The sequence below is a fragment of the Coleofasciculus sp. G3-WIS-01 genome (assembly GCF_040223135.1).
Classification (GTDB): domain Bacteria; phylum Cyanobacteriota; class Cyanobacteriia; order Cyanobacteriales; family Coleofasciculaceae; genus Coleofasciculus.
Genome location: NZ_JAVJZI010000225.1, coordinates 20,865 through 42,065, shown reverse-complemented (window position 1 = coordinate 42,065; position 21,201 = coordinate 20,865). Strand labels below are relative to the sequence as shown.

Sequence of the window (21,201 nt, the reverse complement as noted above, 5' to 3'; positions counted from 1 at the left end):
GAATGCAACCTCGCTTTGGTAAGCCTTGGCAAGCAATCTTGTCTATCTACAGGATATCTTAATTTTCCCTACCGTTTAGACACAGATACCGTAATAACGCATTGATTTGAGTCGTTTTTGGGTAAAGTATTGATAAAGATTCTCCTGTGTTTGTGAAGAATCGGTAAAGTGTGGCAAGCCGGGGGAGCAGAGGGAGCGGGGGAAGCAGAGGGAGCTGGGGAAGCAGAGGGAGCAGAGGGAGCATGTAGAGACGCTTCAAAAGCGCGTCTGGAAGCAGAGGGAGAGCGTGTAGGGGCGGGTTTTACCATTAACGGGAAGGTTGTCACCGTGATATCACTCGCGCCCGCCCCGATTAGAGTGCAAGTCACCTTCAACAAATGACATAAGACGTAGCTTGCTTCTTGTCGGGAAGCGAGTATGAAAAATGACGAATAACAAATCGGGTATAGTTAGATAACAGTAACGGAACTGCATATAAGCTGAGGTCGGTACAAGCAAGAAATTAATGCGTATCTCTTTAAATTGGCTGCGGGAACTGGTGGATGTGACCCTAGCTCCCCAAGAAATTGCGGAAATTCTCACTAATGCTGGATTTGAGGTTGAGGATATTGAGGATCAGCGACAGTTAGCCGATGGCGTAGTTGTGGGGAAGGTTCTGGATGTGCAGCCCCACCCCAATGCCGATAAGCTCAGAGTTACTCAAGTCGATATTGGAGACGCCAATAGTCCTGTCACCATTGTCTGTGGCGCGGCTAATGTTCGGGCACAGGCTTATGTCCCGGTAGCAACAGTAGGCACTTACCTGCCAACGGTTGATTTGAAAATTCGCTCCTCAAAACTGCGGGGGGTACGTTCCGAGGGCATGATTTGTTCCTTGGCAGAAGTTGGCTTAGAAAAAGAGTCGGAAGGGATTCACATCTTTGAGGCACAGACTTTACCTGTGGGGAGTGATGCTCGTCCCCTCCTCGGACTCACGGATGTGATCCTGGATTTGACGGCAACGGCGAATCGGGCTGATGCTTTGAGTATGGTTGGGGTTGCCCGGGAAGTTGCTGCCCTGACAGGGGCATCCTTGAACCTGCCAGCAACGCCAAAGCTGACAATTCCTCAAGGAACCGGTGGGTTGACGTTGAAAATTGCTGACCCTAAAGCCTGTCCCGCTTACATCGGTACGGTTATTGAAGGGGTGAAAATTCAACCGTCGCCGACATGGTTAAAACAGCGTTTACAAGCCGCAGGGGTGCGACCCATTAATAATGTTGTGGATATTACCAACTATATCCTGTTGGAATGGGGTCAGCCTCTCCACGCCTTTGATCGCGATCGCTTACAACAAGTAGCAGGCGGCAAATCCTTAACCATCGGGGTTCGCTTCGCTCATAAAGACGAATCTTTAACCACTCTAGATGGTCAACCCCGCACCCTTCAATCCCAAACTCTGTTAATTACCGCCAATGATCGCCCCGTAGCGCTAGGGGGAGTGATGGGTGGAGAGGAAACCGAAGTCCATGATGGCACAGAGAATCTGGTTCTAGAAGCCGCCCTCTTTGAACCCGTCGCCATTCGTCGCTCAGCCCGCTCTCAAGGCTTACGCACTGAGGCATCCACCCGTTACGAAAGGGGTGTCAATCAAGCAGAATTGGGTATCGCCGCTAAACGAGCGATCGCGTTAATTCAGGAACTCGCCCAGGGTAAGCCGATTGTGCAAGAAAGTGCCGATACCCGCCCTGATCCAGAGAGTTGGGTGCGCTCGATTGAATTACGCCTAGAACGTGTAAATCAGGTATTAGGTCCGGTGGATTTAGGTGATGATATTGGTGACATTCAGCCTGAGGACGTTGAACGCATTCTCACGGCGTTGGGATGTCAACTTCAGCCGGTGGAATCCGAGGAAGCGGTGAAATGGGCAGTCACGGTTCCCCCCTATCGCTACCGAGACTTAGAACGGGAAATTGACCTGATTGAAGAAATTGCCCGTCTCTACGGCTATGATCAGTTTTGTGAGGATTTACCCCCCAAAACTGAACCCGGTTATCTATCGATTGACCAGGTTTTAACCCGCAAGATTCGGGAAGCCTTCCGCGCGGCTGGATTAACAGAATTGCTGCAATATTCCCTAGTGAAACCGGAAGAAAAAGAGGAGCAAATTTGCCTCTCAAATCCCCTATTTGTCGAATATTCCGCCCTGCGGACTAACTTACTATCGGGATTGATAGAAGTAGCCCAGTACAACATCGAACAAGGGAATGGAGTATTAAATGGGTTTGAAATCGGGCGAGTTTTCTGGCGCGACGAAGATGGATTTGCCGAAACCGATCGCGTGGCGGGAATTTTGGGCGGCGATCCCAGTCAGGGGAAATGGACCAGAGGCGGACAAGATGCACCGATGAGTTGGTATGAGGCAAAGGGGATTGTCGAAAGCGTCTTTGAGCGTTTAGGTTTAACCGTGGAATATCAACCCGATCGCCAGGATTCGCGCCTGCATCCAGGGCGCACAGCTTCCTTATGGATACAAGGCGATCGCTTGGGCAGATTCGGACAACTGCATCCCCAGGTTAGAGCTCAATTGAGCTTACCTGATCAAGTTTATGGGTTTGAGTTGGATCTGAATGTTATGTTAAATGCTCTTGCCCAAGATGAAAACTTGACACCGAGATTTTCCGTCTACTCCACATTTCCTGCAGCAGATCGAGATATTGCCTTCTTTGTCCCCGATACCGTCTCAGTCGCTGACATTCAACGCACCACCCAAAAAGCCGCCGGGACATTATTGGAATCGGTGCAATTATTCGATGAATATCGCGGGGAACGAGTGCCAGAAGGACAGCGGAGTCTGGCTTTCCGGCTGATCTATCGAGCAGGCGATCGCACGCTGACGGACAAAGAAGTGGAATCAGCCCACCAGAAGGTTCGAGACGCCTTGTTGGAAAAATTTGGCGTTAGCCTAAGAAGTTAGGCAATAAACAGGGATAGGGAAGCCCGGTTGTAGGGGCGGGTTTGACAGATAACATTTTGCCAACCACCCCTAACTGGACTAAACCCGCCCTGTTTCGGGGAAGCCGGGGGAGAAGAAACTATAGCTGGGATATCCGAGATCCCCTTCTTAGAGAAGTCGGGGATCTTGCTTGGATGTACTGTATTTCATCAACCACCAAATATGCTGTAAATTAGAGCTTATCCGAGTAGTATTAAGGCAACGGATATTGTACAGAGTATCGATGTAACCTTTAACTTTTGATTTGTCATGCCTAAATATATAATCTGGGGAAGCTACTGCGAGGACGTATTAGAAAAACGCGCACCTCATCGCCAAGCGCATCTGGATGGTTTAACTCAGCAAAAAGAATCTGGCGTGTTAATTACGATTGGTCCAACCAAAGATTTGACCAAAGTGTTTGGTATTTATGAAGCGGAAGATGAAGCCACCGTGCGCCAATTGATTGAAGCTGATCCCTATTGGCAAAATGGGATTTGGACAGAGTACGACGTGAAAGAATGGATTCAGGCATTTTAGGTCAATAACAAATCACTCCAAGTTTGCCAAATTCATTTTCTTAGAGTTATTCTCAGATTCATTCTTATACGCAGCTATTTTTTGGACAAATTCCTCGGTCAACCGTATAAACGCTTTTGCCCCTGAAGAATTGGGAGAAGCCAGAACAGCAGGCATAAAACTATCGACGGCTTTAGCCACATTAACATCCATCGGAATGCGACTCTTAAACAGTTGCGTCGGTGTAAAATCTTCCGTTACCCGATTCATCACCTGCTTATAATATCGACCCAGCAATCCTCCTGATAAAATAAAGACAATGCCTAATAACTGTAGGTCGAGAGAACTGCCAGACTTATGACTCTCTTTCAATTTGGCAATCCGCCGTTCCAAAAGTTGAATTCCCACAACCGATAAAGGTTCAGGACGAGCCGGGAGTAAATAAAAATCACTGGCAACAATACCGCTACGGGTCAAAAGATTATAGCCAGGAGCGCAATCTAAAATAATAAAGTCATAGTTGTCAATAATCGGTTCTAAAATACTTTTAATCAATAGCTTCTCAAACCGATTCCACACCTGACTAAAATTGGGCGTTTCTTCGCGGCTGGCTTCTTGATGCAACATTTCGGAGACTAAATACTCATCATACAGATCGATATCTCCCGGTAATAAGTCTAGTCCTTTTAACGAGCAAACGTAAGATTGAATAACATCCTGAATCGCCAATTTAGCGTGACGATGGGGGCGAATTGCCTTATCAATTAACTGATTTAACGTGCGTCTGCCTTTTCTAGCTTTCGCAAAATCTTGAGGGGCAATTAAGCTGAGTGTGGCGCTGATTTGGGTATCTAAATCGACCACTAAAACCCGTTTTTGGTGATGTTTCGCCAAGCACGTTGCCAAGTTGACGGTTAGTGTCGTCTTTCCGACGCCGCCTTTCATGTTAACTGTGGCAATAACAAATCCCATGTATAAAATCCTCTTGGAGAAACGTTACCCGGTTAGGTATCAGCCAACCTAGATGATAAACGCTGTATCGCGTCTGGACTTTACCTAGCTCTTGGCAATAGTCTATTATAGTAAGCGATTTTACCCATCAAGTGAATAAGTTTCTGTAGGGGCTCTTTTCACAACTATCGTTTCTTTCCCACCCATAAGTCACTAAACCCGCCCCGCCCCAGGAGCATGTCAGGGACAGCACAAAATGTTCTTGTAGGTTGGGTAGAACGTAAGCGTTACCCAACATCCTAACCCGTTGGCGTTGGGTTTCGTTCCTCAACCCAACCGACAAAGGTGACATGCTCCCCCGCCCCAAGGGTATAATTATCACAGGTTACGTTTTTACCCCCGGTTTTAACCAGACGGGCGGGTTTAGTAAAGTTATGGTTTTGTGCCAAAATGTTATCGGTAAAACCCGCCCCTACAACCCTGTGTCCCTATCCTTTACAGTTATCACCAGCTTACCCTGCTTCCCCACCCCCTGAGACTAAGCAATCCGTTGGAGAAATTCTTTGGTTAACTCGGTGAATGCTTTAGCACCCGTGGAAGCGGGTTCAGTGAGAACCACAGGTTGAAACTCATCAACGGCTTTGGCAATAGCTACATTGGTGGGGATTTCGGTGATAAAGACTTTATCATCACCAAAATCAGAACGGACTCGCTTCTTGACTTTTGCCGCCATCGTCGTCGCATGACCCAGGGAGGAAAAGACAATACCCAGTAGATTGAGTGTAGCGCGATCGCTCTGCTTTAGTTTTCTGATGCGACCCTCCAAAATACCCATTCCCACAACCGATAGGGGTTCAGGCTTGGCGGGAATCAGATAAAAGTCACTGGCAATCATACCACTGCGTGTCAATAAATTATCTCCTGGCGGAAAATCCAGCAGAATCCAATCATAATTCTTGATTACAGGTTGAATAATCCGCTTAACTAACCCATCTTCCAGATGATTCCAGCTTTTTTCAAATTCTTGCTGATTACTATGGGTTTGTGCATAAATCTGGGTGGCTAATAAGAAATCGTTGTACAGTTCGATATTACCGGGGATCAAGTTCAATCCATTCACCTGACAAATGTTGGGGATAATCACATCCTCAATGGCGGAGGAGGACAAGGAATGAGATTGAAAGGCTTGATTAACTAATTGTTGTAGCGTGCGCTTTTCTTTGCGGCGCTGCGTAAATTGCACGGGAGGGATCAGACTAAGAGTAGCATTAATCTGGGTATCGAGATCCACGATTAAGACTCGCATCCCATGTTCCTTAGCAAGACTTGTCCCCAAGTTGACGGTGAGTGTGGTTTTGCCCACACCGCCTTTCATATTGACGATTGAAATAACCTGTCCCATTCATGGTTGTATTGACAATGATTCTATCATACTCTGATCTGCCTTATCCGGTGCTTTATGAAGTAGGTTAGTTGAGGCGGGTTTATCAGTAAACCTCAAGTTATGTCCGTGCAAAGTATAATAGTGAATCCTCAGTTAGAATAACTAAGATTAAATACCTAAGTTAGTCGGGGCGGGTTTAGTCCCATTTGGGTCAAAAAGAAACGATAATAGTAAAACCCGCCCCTACAGTCTCGCACTCCCTCTGCGTACCTCTGCGTTAAAACCTCTGCGTACCTCTGCGTTAAAAAAATATCCTTCCCCCTTCACAATTCAATCCTTTGGGCAAATAAACTCTGTAACCGCTGCAACTTCGCCCCAACTTGATAAAGTAAATCCCCTTTCCCCAAAAGATAAGCCGCTTCCGATTGTCTCCCGCCTAAAATAATCTCAGAATCCGCCTCACTAGCTGTCCGCAACGCCACTCGCCCCGGCAAATTTGAACGGATAATCGGAGTAACCACTCTCGCTTCTGGGCGTTGAGTAGCAATAATTAAATGGATACCCGCCGCTCTCGCCATTGAACCTAATCGTTTGATACTCAATTCTAAAGCATTACGGATATCTCTTTCGGTCATAAAGTCAGCATATTCGTCAAAGATACAGACAAGACGGGGTAAAGGTGAATTATGTCGTTGATTATAAGCATCGAGGTGAGAACATCCGGCTTGCTCAAATCGCTGATAACGCCGTTCCATTTCTGTGACTAAACTTTCCATCAGCGCGATCGCATCTTCGCTATCCTTGACGATAGGCGAGTATAACCAGGGCATTTGCTCGAATTCGGGAAAGGTGACACGCTTAGGATCAACCAGGGCGATTTTAAGCTGCTGAGGGGAATGGCGATAGAGTAAGGATAACAGCAGCGATCGCAAAAATTCACTCTTCCCGCTTCCGGTTGTCCCCCCGACGAGAAAGTGACAGGTATTCGCATCGGATAAGTCGGCTTCTACCAGTTTCCCATCTAAATCTACACCAATGGCAATTTTTACGGGAGCCTGAGTCGATGACGTCCGGGATGTGATATATTTCTCAAACTGCGCTACTTGTCGATCTGGACGTGGTAAATCGACGCTGACATACCCCGGTTGCGGCGCAATCAGGGGAGGATGAGTAATCCCAAGTTGTACCTGTAAATCAGCCGATAATCTCAGCAACCTGTTAACCGTTACCCCCAGACTCGGTCTCAGTTTCACCCGAATAAACGCTGGACCAACGGCGGTTCCCACACAAGTCACATCTATCCTAAAGGATTGTAACGTCTCAACTAACTGTTGCGCGATCGCATCACTGTTCGTAGTAAGCGCTTTAGCGCCATCACTGTTCGTAGTAAGCGCTTTAGCGCCATCATCGTTCGTAGTAAGCGCTTTAGCGCCATCATCGTTCGTAGTAAGCGCTTTAGCGCCATCAGCCTTTGTCGTAGACACTTCCGCGCCATCTTTCCTTGGCTGTGTATCTGTACTCGTGACTTCAAAGTACCTTTGACAGGTTTCCTGTTGAGGACAGATATCACACAAGTGAGTATTCGACGTGAGCGGTGGCGGATTTGAATGAGTCTGTTGCCAACTCACCCAGTCCTGCATTTGCTGTAACTTATGGGGAATCAACTCATGGACAGCCGTTTCCAACTGTTCCCAAGAATACGCATACTCCTTAAACTCTGGGAGAACACAATACACCGCTGAATCAACCAGCACTCCTTTCGTTTTGCTGAGCATATAACCATAAAGTGCCACTTGAACTAATTGCGCTGATGGGTCAACGGGTTCGTAGGTTTTATAATCAATTAAACAGAGACGATTGCGTTCAAAATTAAACACTAAACTATCAAATCTGCCTGTCACTTCCTGGGTTCTCCCATTGGGGAGAGGAAAGCGATAACTCAGCTTATGTTCTTCGAGAATAAAGGTTTGATTAATTACCGTTTGATGCAGACAATAGCGGCGATTCGCTACTAATAATTCGACCCAACGCTGAATTAAAGCAGTTAAGCCTTGCCATAAGTTCGGCAATACCGTCGCCATTTCGGGATGGGATTCGATGTAGGGAAAAAATACCTGCTGATAGAATAACTGCTGCATCCCCATGGTGACAGCTTCGCTATTTAATTGATCAGCGGACGGTTCTAATAAGTCGGAAAAGTGGTAATTTTCTTGAGCGAGTTTGATAAATTGTTGGGCTAAGGTGTGAAAGGCGGTGCCAATTCCGATAGATTGACCGGGTGGAATAAATAGAGTGTTACTATCAAAGTGTTGTTTTAAATAGAATAAACGCGGACATTCAAACGCCACGCGCACTTTAGTTGCACTGAAGGGAGGATGTTCTGCTGTTTTTGTTTGTCGCTTTGGTGTCATCGCTACTGGGGTTGGGATAGGCTGCTGTTTTAATTGTAATAAATGGCGATGGACATGAGCGAGATAAACTGTGTCCATTTTGGCATAGTGCAGTTGTTTGGGGGTGAGGGGGCGCTTTCCCCAATCACTGTTTTGTTCGGTTTTATCAACGTTGGTGAAGTGACAGAGTTCAACAGCGAGGGTTTTGAGTTGTTTGTTGGAGACTTGCAGGGGATTTTGGCGGGACTTTTTGGTGAGTTTCCTGACGAGTTTGAAGGTGCAAGTTATATTTTGGGCTTGGTGTTTCCCGCCGAGATATTTTAGATCAAAGCTGGCGTTGTGAAAGACTTTCTCGATGTGGGGATTGACCATAATTTGATCGACGAAATCCTTGACTAGGTAAGGGTTATCTAGGACATCGAGTATATAGGCGCGATCGCCGGTTCTGTCTGTGGGATCTGCTAATATTTGAATTAGGGAGAGTCTGGGGTTTGATGTTTGCCAGTCGGCGACTTCTGTGTCTAGCCAAAGAGTTGGATAGGTGGTGAGTTGGGAGATAATTTGGCGGATTTCATTGGGGGTGGTGAGGTACATGGGAGGATTTTTTTTAACGCAGAGTAACGCAGAGGTAGGCGCAGAGGGCGCAGAGGGGTAAGTGAGGTTTATTGTTGCTCGTTTTGGGTTAGAAATGTTGACGTTGCTGACGAGGAGTTTTGAGTTAGTTTTATTTAGGTTAGGGGGATGTGTTGTTTTTGGTTTGGGGTTTCCAGCAGACGGATTGATCTTGGGGTTTGGCGTCAGGGGGGATTAGGGTGATTTGGTTTTCTTGACAGAGTGTCTGAATTTGCTGATTGATTTGGGATTCATCGATATGGGAGAAGTCTTGCAGGGTTAAATTAACGAGTTTTTGCCGTCCAATCATGAATTGGGTTTTGACGAGGTTTAATAGGAAGTCTTTGATTTTTATTAAATCGGGTTCAGGCTTAATAATGGGTTTAGATACAATTCCTATGTCTTGTAACAATGGACAATTCTGTAAAACGTGAGAGTCTCGAATCAATTGTTCTAATTTAGGGAGATCGAGGGTTTGCTGGTTAATTACTAATTCCCCAGCACCGACAGAGTTGACTAAAAGCTGATAGGTTCTCAGGTAATGGATAGAGTCTAGATGGGGGGTAAGATGACGATGCGGTAAGCCGTTGAAGAGTTTTTTGAACAGTTTATATCCTCGATTAGTGGCTTGACCCAGTTTTTCGGCTCGAATCAGAGTCAGATTATCACAACAGTTTTTTTTCAGGTCTTTTTCGCAGGCGTTCATTGCTGCATTGAAGCTTGTCATGTTGGGTTCTTCGTTCCAGAAAATTCCTAGTCGTTCAGTTTTATCGGGATGCTGATAACTGAAGGAATAACTACTATACTTTGCATGATTTAAAAGATGAGGGTCAGTGTTGATCTGCAAGGCGTTCATTGTCTGTTGCAACATCTGGGTCAGATCAACTGATGAAAATTGACGAATTCGCTCGACTTTTTGTTGGGTTTTCTGGAATTCTTTAAGCCAAATTAATTTAAAAGTGGCAACGTCATCTATTGGTGGTATATGACCTAACTTATGTTTAATAAATAATTGTCCGCCAATTGCTAAAACAGTTCGCAAAATGGCTTTCCCTCCAGGAAATTTTTGCTCCAATGCTTGTTTCTGGAGAGGATAAAGGGGAGAGTCTGGTTTGGGATTCGCTTGATCATGCAGGGGATAGAGTCGGGTTATCCACAGGGCTTCAGCTTGTTCGAGATTGATGGATTTGAGACGAACTCGTTTTTCAATTCGTGCTAAATCTGATTGTTCTAGACGTTCTTTTGCTTTTTTCCATGGATTCGTTCCAATGCTGATAATAACCAGAATATTTTTAAGATATTGGTTATGCAACGCTGTATTGAGATTAAATAAGGATTGTAAATTGGGAATTCCATCAGCAAAGTTCGGTGCCAGTTCCGCTTGATCGAAGCAGAGAACGATAGGTTTAGTCGATGCCGAAATCCTGCCAAAGTTACCGATTATTCCTCGTGCGGCTTCTTCACTATCAATCGGTTTGCTGACACCTAAAGCTTTGAAGTCATCTTGATCTAAATTTTCCCCTCGTAACCAATCACATCCTAAACTATATAAATCGGGTTTAGTTAGAGCATATAAAACTCCAAAAAACTCTCTGGCTTGGTAAATGCCAGAAGGATATGTGCTTTTAAAATTGCGAATAAAAAGTCCCCGTTCACCCAGGATCTTTTTAATCATGCTGCGATCTCGAAAGGCAGATAATCCTTTCAACCAAAGGCTTAACTGAGAATCATTTTTGCCTGCCGGCTTTTTCATCAGACTATCTACCATTTCGCGCAAGGTATGTCGCCAAATATACTGATTATCAGTCCAGGGATCGATATAAACAAAAAAGGCGTAAGGGTTCAGTTTTCTCTTGAGACGTCCTAATAAATAACTTTTCCCTGAACCCGCATCTCCATCAAGCAAGACCGTTCGTGTATACTGATCTCTGATTACTAATCTGAGAACATCAGTCACCTGATTAATTACTTCTTGGTGAATTGAATCAACCGTGGCAGTTGTTTGCTTGTCTGCTAACCAAAAGTTTCCGGTTTTAAAGGTTACGGGATCAAAGGGGTTGACTTCTCGTTTTATAATTTCATCAATCTTTGCCATGATTATCTTTAGAAGTGATTACAAACAGAATTGGCGGCTATACTTAAACATAAGTCCGCTAGTTGACGATTATAAAAAATAAAGATCCCCCAATTTCTTGAGGAATCCCAGCTTGAAGTTGTTCTGAGGTATAGTGCATCGCCTCAACTAATGAACTCAACTCAATTTTGTCTTCCCGTTGTAGGCGATAGAGGGCTTGATCTAAGTCATCCCTAGATAAGGGAGGTTGTAATTTCTGACGCAGATGAAAAATGGGTAAATAATTGTCGGTTCCTAGTTCTTTATCTAACTGCTGAATCAGTTGTAAAATTTCTGTATCTGTTGGTTTCTGGGCGAGTGCAGGTTCTGAACTCAACGAAGGTTGGGGTTGGGTGACAGTTACAGACGGATTCATTTGACTCGGAAGTGATTTTCGCAAAAACAGCAGATAATTCCCCAGCAGTTCTAAGCTAATTACTGGATTTGTCCCTTTTTTCGGGATATAATCCTCTCGTAGCTCATTGAGTCCTCGCTGAGTTATCCACACTTCAGCCTTTTGGCGTTTCAGTTGTTTTTCGACTTCAATCCATCCCCGTTCATCGAAGCGTTGTAAGATAGCATCGCGTTCGGCTGATTTCAACGAGTTGATATCGATTTTGCTGGGTTTGATTTTTCCCGATGCTTTACCTATACTGTTGAGTACCTTAAGTTCACTGGGAGAGAGGGGAACTTGATCCGGTTCCACATTCAACAGAGCGCGACCGGGTGGTAAAATTTTAACCGATGCGATTTCACGGGAGAAATCGACTAAACCCCGCGCTTCTAAATCGCGGACAATTTTGTTTTTGCCTTTGATGCTATTGAATACCTTTGCCGACAGCAGAGAACGATATTCTGGACACCCTAGCAGTTTCAGGAGAAATTTTAGCTCCTTGGTTTCCATGGAAATGCCTAACCTTATCTATCGTTAATTCTACTTTAGCTTGAGGGATGATCACAACGGCAAGGGTATCAACGCTGAAGGGGTAACAAGCCGCTCAAAAGCTTGACAGACAAAGCATTTTTTCCCTCAAGCCTCAAAAAGATGAGAGTTTATTGACAGGTTTATTGAGAATGAAAAGGTAAATAAGAGTGATAATCAGAAAGAGTAAGTACCAGCTCGCCTACTGAAATGGATCGGCTTTATAGCAGTACGCTCTCGCGTAGTTACAGTACAAAAGTTCTAATTTGCTTCGGATAAAGCTTTCATTTCTAATGTATAAATACACGCCTGAGGCAATGCCAGCATAATAAGTCCGGAAGAACCAATTTAACCCTGTTAAGTTATGTAAAATTCCCATCTCCCTTACATAAATAAAGGACAAATTTAGAAATGGTGATCAACTTAGCGATCGCTAAATCTTTCTTTGGGAATCCCTACGACTATGGGAGGCGGAGCCTCCCTATGATCATTCCCAGGCAGAGCCTGGGAACGAGGGTGTCTCTAGCTGCTAGCTAGATTACTGACGCCAAACTTCATCGACAACATCCCCTGATGAACCGACTAATTGGATATGCAAGGGCATTTGACCGAAGGCATGGGTGGAACAACTTAAGCAGGGGTCAAAAGCACGAATTCCGGCTTCAACTCGGTTTAATAACCCTTCAGGTATTTCATTCCCGTGGATGTAATGTTTGGCAATTTGTGCCACGGTTTTGTTCATCGCTAAGTTATTTTGACCCGTGGCAATAATCATGTTGACTTTCTTGATAATGCCATTTTCATCAACATTATAGTGGTGGAACAATGTGCCTCTGGGCGCTTCACTGACACCGATGCCTTCTAAATTGTTAATTCCGGCTTCAGCACGAGTGCGTTTAGAGACAATATCTGGATCTTCAACTAATTGTTCAATCCGTTCTAAAGCTGCCAGAATTTCCACTAAGCGGGCATAGTGATAGAAGAAGGATGAGGTGGCGACACCCCCGGCGCGATCGCGAAATTCTTGTAACTCCCGATCCGCGGCTTCCGTGCCCATGCGATCGCAGATATTCAGTCGGGCTAATGGACCCACCCGATAAATCCCATCCGGGTATCCTAAGGGTTTATAGTAGGGGAATTTCAAATAAGACCAGGGTTCAACCGCTTCACCCATAAAGTCTCGATAATCATCCTCACTGAGTCCATCGGCTACCATATTCCCTTCACTATCTTTAAAGCGAAGATGACCATCATAATGTTCCCAGACTCCATCTTTGCCGACTAACCCCATAAACAGGGAGGGGAACAAACCAAAGGTTTCTACCTCTGTAGAAAACTTATCCAATAACTGCTTAAACAGCCCCAGGGCGGTATCTAGAGTCCCACGGGATTCCGGTAAGCGATCGCGAATCCAGGCGCGTCCCTCTTCCGATAGAGGCGATCGCACGCCGCCAGGAACCGCCCAAGATGGGTGAATCTTCTTCGCCCCCAGCAGTTCGATCACCGTTTGACCAAACTGGCGCAAGCGAATCCCACTGCGGGCTAAATCCGGATCAGCCGCAATTAACCCAAACACATTCCGAGTCGCTGGATCACTATCCCATCCCAATAAAAAGTCAGGACTACTCAGATGGAAAAACGACAGCGCGTGAGACTGGGTAATTTGTCCCAAATTCATCAGCCGCCGCAATTTCTCACCCGCAGGCGGTACCTTCACCGCTTGAATTTTATCCCCGGTTTTCGCCGACGCCAGTAAATGACTCACCGGACAAATCCCACAAATTCGGGCAGTTATTCCCGCCATTTCCCACATCGGGCGTCCTTCACAGAACTTTTCAAAACCCCGGAATTCCACCACATGAAATCTAGCGTCTTCCACTTCCCCCGCATCATCGAGAAAGATAGAAATTTTCGCGTGTCCTTCAATACGAGTAACCGGATCAATAACAACTGTTTTAGCCATAACATTACCCTTGTTTATTTGTTTCTTTGTCCTTTGTTTATTTTCTTGGTTAATTATTGTTTGTCATCAACTATCAACTTTAACCAATGACAAAGGACATAAGACGAATGACCAATGACTATCCAAACTTAATCATTTCCCGTCCTTCCATTACGGGTTTTTCACCTCGCAGTAAAGGTTCGATTGTTGCTTGAATTCGGTCGGCTGGTGGTGGACAACCGGGCATAAATAAATCAACGTGAACCACCTCATGCACAGGGCGCACGCGGTCTAGTAATTCTGGGACAATTCCAGGGAATTTTGGTAATTGGGGATTAGCGTCTCCCAACTCCAAATAACAGCGCTTCAGCACAGGTTCTGCCCCTCCCAACATATTCCGCAGGGCGGGTACATTCGCGGTTACAGCACAATCGCCAAAGGAAATCAAGAATTTAGTGCGTTTTCTGGCTATGCGAATTAACTCTAAGTTTTCTTCATTCGCGATACCCCCTTCTACTAAACAAACATCCACGTCTTCGGGGTAGTCTTTAATATCAGAAGCCACGGGGCTAAAAACCACATCAACTTTCTCCGCCAATTCCAGTAGCCACTCGTCTAAATCCAGAAAGGACATGTGACAGCCGGAACAGCCACACAACCAAATAGTCGCCAGTTTTATCTTTGCCATGTTTTATTTCTCCCATAATTGGTGATTTGTCATTCGTCATTGGTTAGCTCCCCCTGCTCCCCCTGCTCCCCCTGCTCCCCCTGCTCCCTCTGCTTCTCTACGTCACCGCGTCCATTTATGGTCTTCCCGTGCTGTGACCAAAAATTCTACTTTCCCTCTGTCTTTTTCCATTTCTGCGACTGTAGAACCTTTGCGGAAAATAGAACCTGTGGGACAAGCATCTACACACTTACCACAAGAGGTACAGGCTTCCACCTCTCCCCAAGGTTGAGCTAACCCGCTAATTACACGGGAAGCCGGACCCCGCCCTGCCACATCCCAGACGTGGGCGCCTTCGATTTCATCACAGACTCGCACGCATCGGGTACAGAGAATACAGCGGTTGTGATCGATGCCGAAGCGATCGTGAGACACATCCACCCCTCGTTCTGGAAAGCGGTAGGGGAAACGGGTGTGATCCATCCCCACCTCAATTGCCACATCTTGTAGTTGGCAATTGCCATTGGCTACACAGATGGCACAGATGTGATTGCCTTCGGAGAACAGCATCTCGACAACCATGCGGCGGTATTCTTGGATCGTTTCGGTATTGGTATGAACTTTCATTCCCTCTGCTACCTCAGTAACGCAGGCAGGGAGGAGTTTGTTACTACCTTCAATCTGCACTAAACACAACCGACAAGCGCCCACATCGGTAACCCCTTCTAGATGGCACAATGTAGGGATATGGACACCTGCTTCTTTGGCTGCGGTTAGGAGGGTGGCGCCTTCTTCAATGGCGAGATCAACACCATCAATTGTCAATGTTTTTACTGACATATCATTTTTCGTCCTTTGTCATTGGTTATTGGTCATTTATCATTGGTCATTCGTCAACAAACTTATAACTTATGACTGTGAATAAGGGCGGGTTTTGTTTTTCCGTTATCGGTGGGGAGGGCGGGTTTTGTTTTTCCTTTATCGGTGGGGAGGGCGGGTTTTGTTTTTCCGTTATCGGTGGGGAGGGCGGGTTTTGTTTTTCCTTTATCTGTGAATATCTGAATTTTGTCCCTAAACCCGCCCCGACAATTGACTGATGACTTATGACTTCACTGCCACTTTTCCATTCGGGCTATCCTGAAGCAGTGCCAGATACTCATCCCGGAAATAGTGCAACGTACTCATGACCGGATTGGGTGCGGTTTGACCCAAACCACATAGACTGGTGTCTTTTACCATGCCACAGAGCTGTTCAAGCTGTTCAATATCCCTCATCGTGGCTTCTCCCTTGAGGATCTTGGTCAGCGCTTGGTACATTTGCACTGTTCCCACCCGACAGGGAATGCATTTACCGCAAGTTTCTCCGCGACAGAATTCCATGTAAAACTGGGCAACCTCAATCATACTGGTGGTTTCATCCATTACCACCATACCGCCGGAACCCATCATTGAGCCGATTTTAGTCAAGGAGTCGTAGTCTACAGGGGTGTCGAGGAGTGATGCGGGAATGCAACCACCAGAAGGACCACCTGTCTGCACCGCCTTGACTTCACCATCGGGTACGCCGCCACCCATTTCTTCAATGATTTCCCGCAGGGTGATACCCATGGGAACTTCAATCAAACCATTGTTGCGGATTTTACCCGTGAGGGCGAACACTTTCGTACCTTTGCTCTTTTCGGTGCCGATATTGGCGTACCATTCGGCTCCTTCCCGAATAATGGCAGCAATATTAGCAAAGGTTTCGACATTATTAATTAAAGTAGGACATCCCCATAAGCCCGATTGCGCGGGGTAGGGGGGGCGGGGGCGAGGCATTCCCCGTCCGCCTTCTACGGAGGCGATTAAGGCGGTTTCTTCACCGCAGACGAAAGCACCTGCACCGATACGGATATCAACTTTAAAGTCAAAGGGAGAGCCGAAGATTTGACTCCCTAGAAGGCTGAGTCTTTTGGCTTGCTTGATTGCCTTTTGCAGGCGATCGATCGCGAGAGGATATTCAGCCCGGACATAGATGAAAGCTTGTGTAGCACCAACCGCATAACCTGCGATCGCCATTCCTTCTAGAACCCGATGGGGGTCACTCTCTAACACCGAGCGATCCATGAACGCACCGGGATCACCCTCATCAGCATTACAGATAACATATTTTTGCTCCCCAGGCATCTTCGCCATGGTTGCCCATTTCAATCCCGTGGGATAGCCGCCGCCACCGCGTCCCCGCAACCCACTCTTGCTGATTTCATCGACAACCTCCGCCGGGGTCATATCATGAATAACTTTATAAAGGGATTGATACCCCCCCGCCGCAATATATTCTTCAATCCGTTCTGGGTCAATTTTGCCACTGGTTTCCCGGACGATTCGCATTTGGCGAGCAAAAAAGGGGTGATTCAGATCGCCCTCATCTGCCGTGGCTGTCCCGCCGTTAAGTGCTTCAATAATACTAGCGGCATCATCGGGAGTTACTTCCTCATATAGTTTTTCCTGGGGATCGATTTCCACCAAAGGACCTCGCCCACAGAACCCCATACAACCGACACCAACTACTTGCACGCGATCGCCTAATCCTGCTGTTTTAACCGCTCCCTCTAAATTTTTCTTTACACCCAAGGAATTTGCCGCTTGGCAACCCGTTGAGGTACAGCAATGTACCCGGATGCTTTTTTGCGCCTTGCGTTCTTCCTCAGCAATTTCTTGCAGTTCCGTTAAGTCCATCTTTTTCTCTCCTCATCAGTTATGGAATCAACCCACCCGCACAAAATTCATCATTCCATCCATCCCTTCACCTTCTCCAGTGCCAATTCTGCGGTTTGTTTCGGCGCAACTGTGCCATCAAACACCACGGCTGGGGCGATACCGCAGGCACCGAGACAACGGGCGCTGAGCAAGGACATTTCGCCATCGGGGGTAGTGTCGCCCACTTTGATGCCAAGATGCTCCTCTAGTGCCGATAACACTTGTCCGCCGCCTTTGACGTAACAAGCCGTACCCGTACAAACCACACAAGTATGAGTGCCACCGGGCTTCAGGGAGAATAGGTGATAAAATGTCGCCACCCCATACACCCGACTCAGGGGGAGTTTTAGCCCTCGTGCGACATACAGCAACACGTCCTCCTCCAGATAGCCAAAGGCTTCCTGTGCTTTATGGAGAACTTCAATCAAAACATCAGGACGATACTGAGCCCGCTTCATAGTGATATCTAGGACTTTGAAGCGCTTATCACCACTGGGATGTCCTGTCTTGGCTTCCTTTGGTTTTTTCGCCGCCGTGGTGTCTGCACGAGCCGTGGGCGCAGTTGCCATAGTTAACTCTCCTTTATTTGAGTATCTGTAGGGTGGGTAAATGCCCACCCCACAACAGGTTTACACCGCAGGTACGGCAGGTTGGGTATCGGTTATATTGGTGTCACCGATCGCACCATTGCCGTTGACGGTTTCTAGATCAGGAAGCTCTCCCAAGTCGCCATAATAGGCTTTGGTGAGGATTTCCTTAAGATCTTCAATCAAGGGATAGCGGGGGTTCGCGCCAGTACACTGATCATCGAATGCCTGATCCGCCACTTCGTCAAGTTTGGCGAAATATTCCGCTTCACTTTCCTTAATCACATCCTTGAGGGCAGCAGGAACGCCCACCTGACGCTTGAGTTCCTCAATTGCCCCAATCAGATGATTCACTTTCTCCTCTTCGGTATCGCCGCCCAAGTGCAGGTAATCGGCAATCCGAGAATAGCGCCATTTGGCATTGGGATACTTGTACTGGGAGAATGTCGCCTGCTTAAAGGGCGCATCCGTGGCGTTGTAGCGAATAACATGGGAAATTAACATGGCATTCGCTAACCCGTGGGGGACATGGAAGATTGCCCCTAATTGGTGTGCCATGGAGTGACAGATGCCCAGGAAACTATTGGCAAACGCCATTCCCGCCATCGTGGCGGCATAATGCATTTTCTCCCGCGCCTTGGGATCATTTGCACCATTTTTGTAGGCTGAAGGCAGGTATTTAAAGATTAGGCGGGTAGCTTCGAGTGCCAACCCATTGGTATATTCACTGGCTAACACCGAGACATAGCCTTCTAATGCGTGACTCAAGGCATCAAGTCCCCCGAACGCGGTGAGACTCTTGGGCATATTTAGGACTAATTCGGGGTCAACGATCGCCATATTTGGCGTTAGGGCATAGTCTGCCAAGGGATACTTGATATTGTTGCGGCGATCCGTTACTACCGCAAACGGTGTGACTTCTGAACCCGTTCCCGATGTCGTGGGAATTGCCACCATTATCGCTTTCTCACCCAGGGGGGGGAGTTCATACACCCGCTTGCGGATATCCATGAACCGCATCGCGAGTCCTTCAAATTCAATCTCTGGATGCTCATACATCAGCCACATAATTTTGGCAGCATCCATGGGCGAACCCCCACCCAAGGCGATAATCACATCGGGCTTGAAGGTGTTCATCAACGTCAATCCCCGTTGTACGGTTTCTAAGGAGGGGTCTGGCTCTACGTCATAGAAGATATCGTATTTGATCCCAATTTCAGCCAAAACCTCTTCGAGGCTAGCCGTCATCCCCAGATCGTAAATGGGTTTGTCGGTGACAATAAATGCCCGTTGCTTCCCAGCTAACTCCCGCAGCGCTACGGGCAAAGACCCATACTTAAAGTACACCTTGGGCGGTATCCGGAACCATAGCATATTTTCCCGCCGTTCCGCGATCGTTTTTATGTTCAGCAGGTGTTCCGGTCCAACGTTTTCACTGATGGAGTTCCCTCCCCAGGTGCCGCAGCCTAGTGTCAGGGAGGGATCAAGACGGAAGTTATAGATATCCCCGATCGCACCTTGGGATGAGGGGGTGTTAATTAAGACGCGAGACGCCTGAACTTGGTCTTCAAACCGTTTAATATGTTCAACATTCGCTGGATTGGTATACAGAACCGCCGTATGTCCTCGTCCGCCAAATTCCACTAACTCTCCAGCTTTATCTACCGCATCCTCAAAGTTTTTGGCACGATACATTGCCAGGATGGGCGAGAGTTTCTCGAAGGAAAAGGGTTCGTCTATGCCAATCTTTTCTACTTCCCCAATAATCACCCGGGTTTGTTCCGGTAAGGAAAATCCGGCTAATTCGGCTAACTTTTCCACAGGTTGACCAACAATTTCGGCATTTAAACGCCCATCGACAATAATTTTACTCCCCAGTTTTTCCCGTTCCTCTGACTTCAGGAAGTAAGCACCGCGATTAATAAATTCTTGGCGAACTTCCTCGTAAACATTATCTAAGACAATCACCGACTGCTCACTGGCGCAGATCATGCCATTGTCAAAGGTTTTACTCAGAATAATCGAAGAAACCGCCATTTTAATGTGGGCGCTGGAGTCAATCACGGCGGGCGTGTTTCCTGCACCAACACCCAGAGACGGATGACCCGAAGAATAGGCGGCTTTCACCATTCCCGGACCCCCTGTCGCCAGGATCAGCTTGATATCGGGGTGCTGCATTAAAGCTTGGGAAAGAGACACCGTTGGTTCATCAATCCAGCCGATAATATGCTCAGGTGCCCCAGCCGCTACCGCCGCGTCTAAGACGACTTTTGCCGCTTCCAGGGTGCATTGTTTGGCACGGGGATGGGGGGAGAAGATAATCCCATTGCGGGTTTTTAGGGCAATCAGTGCCTTAAAAATCGCGGTCGAGGTGGGGTTGGTGGTGGGTACGATCCCCGCTAAAATACCAACGGGTTCAGCAATTTTCTGGAAACCGAAGGATTTATCCTCTTCTACAACGCCACAAGTTTTGTCGTGTTTGTACTTGTTGTAGATCATTTCCGAGGCAAAGTGGTTTTTAATCACTTTGTCTTCAACGACTCCCATGGCGGTTTCACTAACTGCCAGTTTTGCTAGAGGAATACGGGCAGCATTGGCAGCGAGTGCCGCTTTTTTAAAGATGGCATCGACCTGCTCTTGAGTGTAGCTAGCGTATTGGGTTTGAGCTGCTTTAACCCGTTTAATTAATTCTTCGAGTTCCTGATGGTTTGTGACTTTAATCATGTTGGTTGCGGTAAGTTTCGTCATGGGTCAATATTTAATGTCCCTCACACCCACTATTGATTTGGTTCTTGTTATTTCTCGTTTACTAATCGGGCAGATTTCCCAGCTAAAGCGACTGAGTTTCTCCCTGAATAGCAACCATAGTTTTGCCACTTACTTTTGCTTGCACCCTTACATTTGCGTCATGGCAAACTGAGCTACTCCCAGTATAAAGTGGGTAGGACTTCATAAAAATCTCCTCATTGGAATACTCAAATTTGCTCCGGCTAATCCCCTAGAATGATTCGATTCAACAATAATTAATCAGATCGTTGATTAATCAGACAGTTCCTCCCCATGCAGTATAGACCAAGAATTCATGACTAGGGTAGTCCAGGGAATCTCAGGAATACTTTTTCCTCCCGTCACACTTACTATACTATCTCGAACGAGGGATTCATACATTAATAAATCAATGAAATTTTTAGGATTGCGCTAGACTTTAGCCTCCTGGATTTTAGAATTTCTTAATAAACAACGCTCTAGTTGTTCAAACGCCAGACTAGCTTTTTTCAACCAACCAAAACTGTTAACCATGAACCAAGCATCGGACAAGGCGTCTGCATGTCCTTAATAGCACTTGCAGTATCGGTTTGTCGATAGGGGGAGAATTACCCCGGATGGGACTATGTTCCTCT

At 46.6% G+C, this 21,201-nt stretch carries 15 protein-coding genes; 3 read left to right on the top strand and 12 right to left on the bottom strand.

Annotated elements, in window-relative coordinates:
- Positions 1–168 precede the first annotated feature (168 nt).
- The 3 genes from RIM23_RS23085 (at position 169) to RIM23_RS23075 (ending at position 3,514) form a co-directional block, all read left to right on the top strand.
- Positions 169–381, top strand: coding sequence for a hypothetical protein (locus RIM23_RS23085; RefSeq protein ID WP_446369691.1), 213 nt, complete (start codon positions 169–171; stop codon positions 379–381).
- Between the two features lie 124 nt (positions 382–505).
- The gene (pheT, locus tag RIM23_RS23080; protein WP_446369689.1) at positions 506–2,956 is read left to right on the top strand and encodes a phenylalanine--tRNA ligase subunit beta; all 2,451 of its coding nucleotides are present in this window, start codon (positions 506–508) and stop codon (positions 2,954–2,956) included.
- Between the two features lie 288 nt (positions 2,957–3,244).
- Positions 3,245–3,514, top strand: coding sequence for a YciI family protein (locus RIM23_RS23075; RefSeq protein WP_446369687.1), 270 nt, complete (start codon positions 3,245–3,247; stop codon positions 3,512–3,514).
- 12 nt (positions 3,515–3,526) lie between these two features.
- Here the strand turns inward: RIM23_RS23075 and RIM23_RS23070 are convergent, their stop codons facing one another.
- From RIM23_RS23070 to adhE, 12 genes are all read right to left on the bottom strand, one after another.
- Positions 3,527–4,465, bottom strand: coding sequence for a ParA family protein (locus tag RIM23_RS23070; RefSeq protein WP_446369685.1), 939 nt, complete (start codon positions 4,463–4,465; stop codon positions 3,527–3,529).
- A gap of 278 nt (positions 4,466–4,743) precedes the next feature.
- Positions 4,744–4,893, bottom strand: coding sequence for a hypothetical protein (locus tag RIM23_RS23065; protein ID WP_446369683.1), 150 nt, complete (start codon positions 4,891–4,893; stop codon positions 4,744–4,746).
- 89 nt (positions 4,894–4,982) lie between these two features.
- Positions 4,983–5,846 (bottom strand): ParA family protein, encoded by an 864-nt coding sequence (locus RIM23_RS23060; RefSeq protein WP_446369681.1) that lies wholly within the window; start codon positions 5,844–5,846, stop codon positions 4,983–4,985.
- A 305-nt stretch (positions 5,847–6,151) separates the two neighbouring features.
- Entirely contained in the window at positions 6,152–8,812 is a 2,661-nt protein-coding gene (locus RIM23_RS23055) for a DNA translocase FtsK (RefSeq protein ID WP_446369679.1), read from the bottom strand.
- A gap of 139 nt (positions 8,813–8,951) precedes the next feature.
- On the bottom strand, positions 8,952–10,925 hold the full coding sequence (locus RIM23_RS23050) for an ATP-binding protein (RefSeq protein WP_446369677.1): 1,974 nt from the start codon (positions 10,923–10,925) through the stop codon (positions 8,952–8,954).
- A gap of 58 nt (positions 10,926–10,983) precedes the next feature.
- Complete coding sequence (locus RIM23_RS23045) at positions 10,984–11,847, bottom strand: transcription factor RcaD (protein ID WP_446369675.1); 864 nt, start codon at positions 11,845–11,847, stop codon at positions 10,984–10,986.
- 556 nt (positions 11,848–12,403) lie between these two features.
- The gene (locus tag RIM23_RS23040) at positions 12,404–13,828 is read right to left on the bottom strand and encodes a Ni/Fe hydrogenase subunit alpha (protein WP_446369673.1); all 1,425 of its coding nucleotides are present in this window, start codon (positions 13,826–13,828) and stop codon (positions 12,404–12,406) included.
- Positions 13,829–13,946: 118 nt separating this feature from the next.
- Entirely contained in the window at positions 13,947–14,495 is a 549-nt protein-coding gene (locus tag RIM23_RS23035; RefSeq protein WP_446369671.1) for an NADH-quinone oxidoreductase subunit B family protein, read from the bottom strand.
- A 102-nt stretch (positions 14,496–14,597) separates the two neighbouring features.
- Positions 14,598–15,314, bottom strand: coding sequence for a bidirectional hydrogenase complex protein HoxU (hoxU, locus tag RIM23_RS23030; RefSeq protein ID WP_446369669.1), 717 nt, complete (start codon positions 15,312–15,314; stop codon positions 14,598–14,600).
- 261 nt (positions 15,315–15,575) lie between these two features.
- On the bottom strand, positions 15,576–17,192 hold the full coding sequence (gene nuoF, locus RIM23_RS23025; RefSeq protein ID WP_446369667.1) for an NADH-quinone oxidoreductase subunit NuoF: 1,617 nt from the start codon (positions 17,190–17,192) through the stop codon (positions 15,576–15,578).
- A gap of 50 nt (positions 17,193–17,242) precedes the next feature.
- Complete coding sequence (gene hoxE / locus RIM23_RS23020; protein ID WP_446369665.1) at positions 17,243–17,782, bottom strand: bidirectional hydrogenase complex protein HoxE; 540 nt, start codon at positions 17,780–17,782, stop codon at positions 17,243–17,245.
- Positions 17,783–17,842: 60 nt separating this feature from the next.
- Positions 17,843–20,524, bottom strand: a complete 2,682-nt coding sequence (gene adhE, locus RIM23_RS23015; protein ID WP_446369701.1) for a bifunctional acetaldehyde-CoA/alcohol dehydrogenase — start codon at positions 20,522–20,524, stop codon at positions 17,843–17,845.
- Between the last annotated feature and the right edge of the window lie 677 nt (positions 20,525–21,201).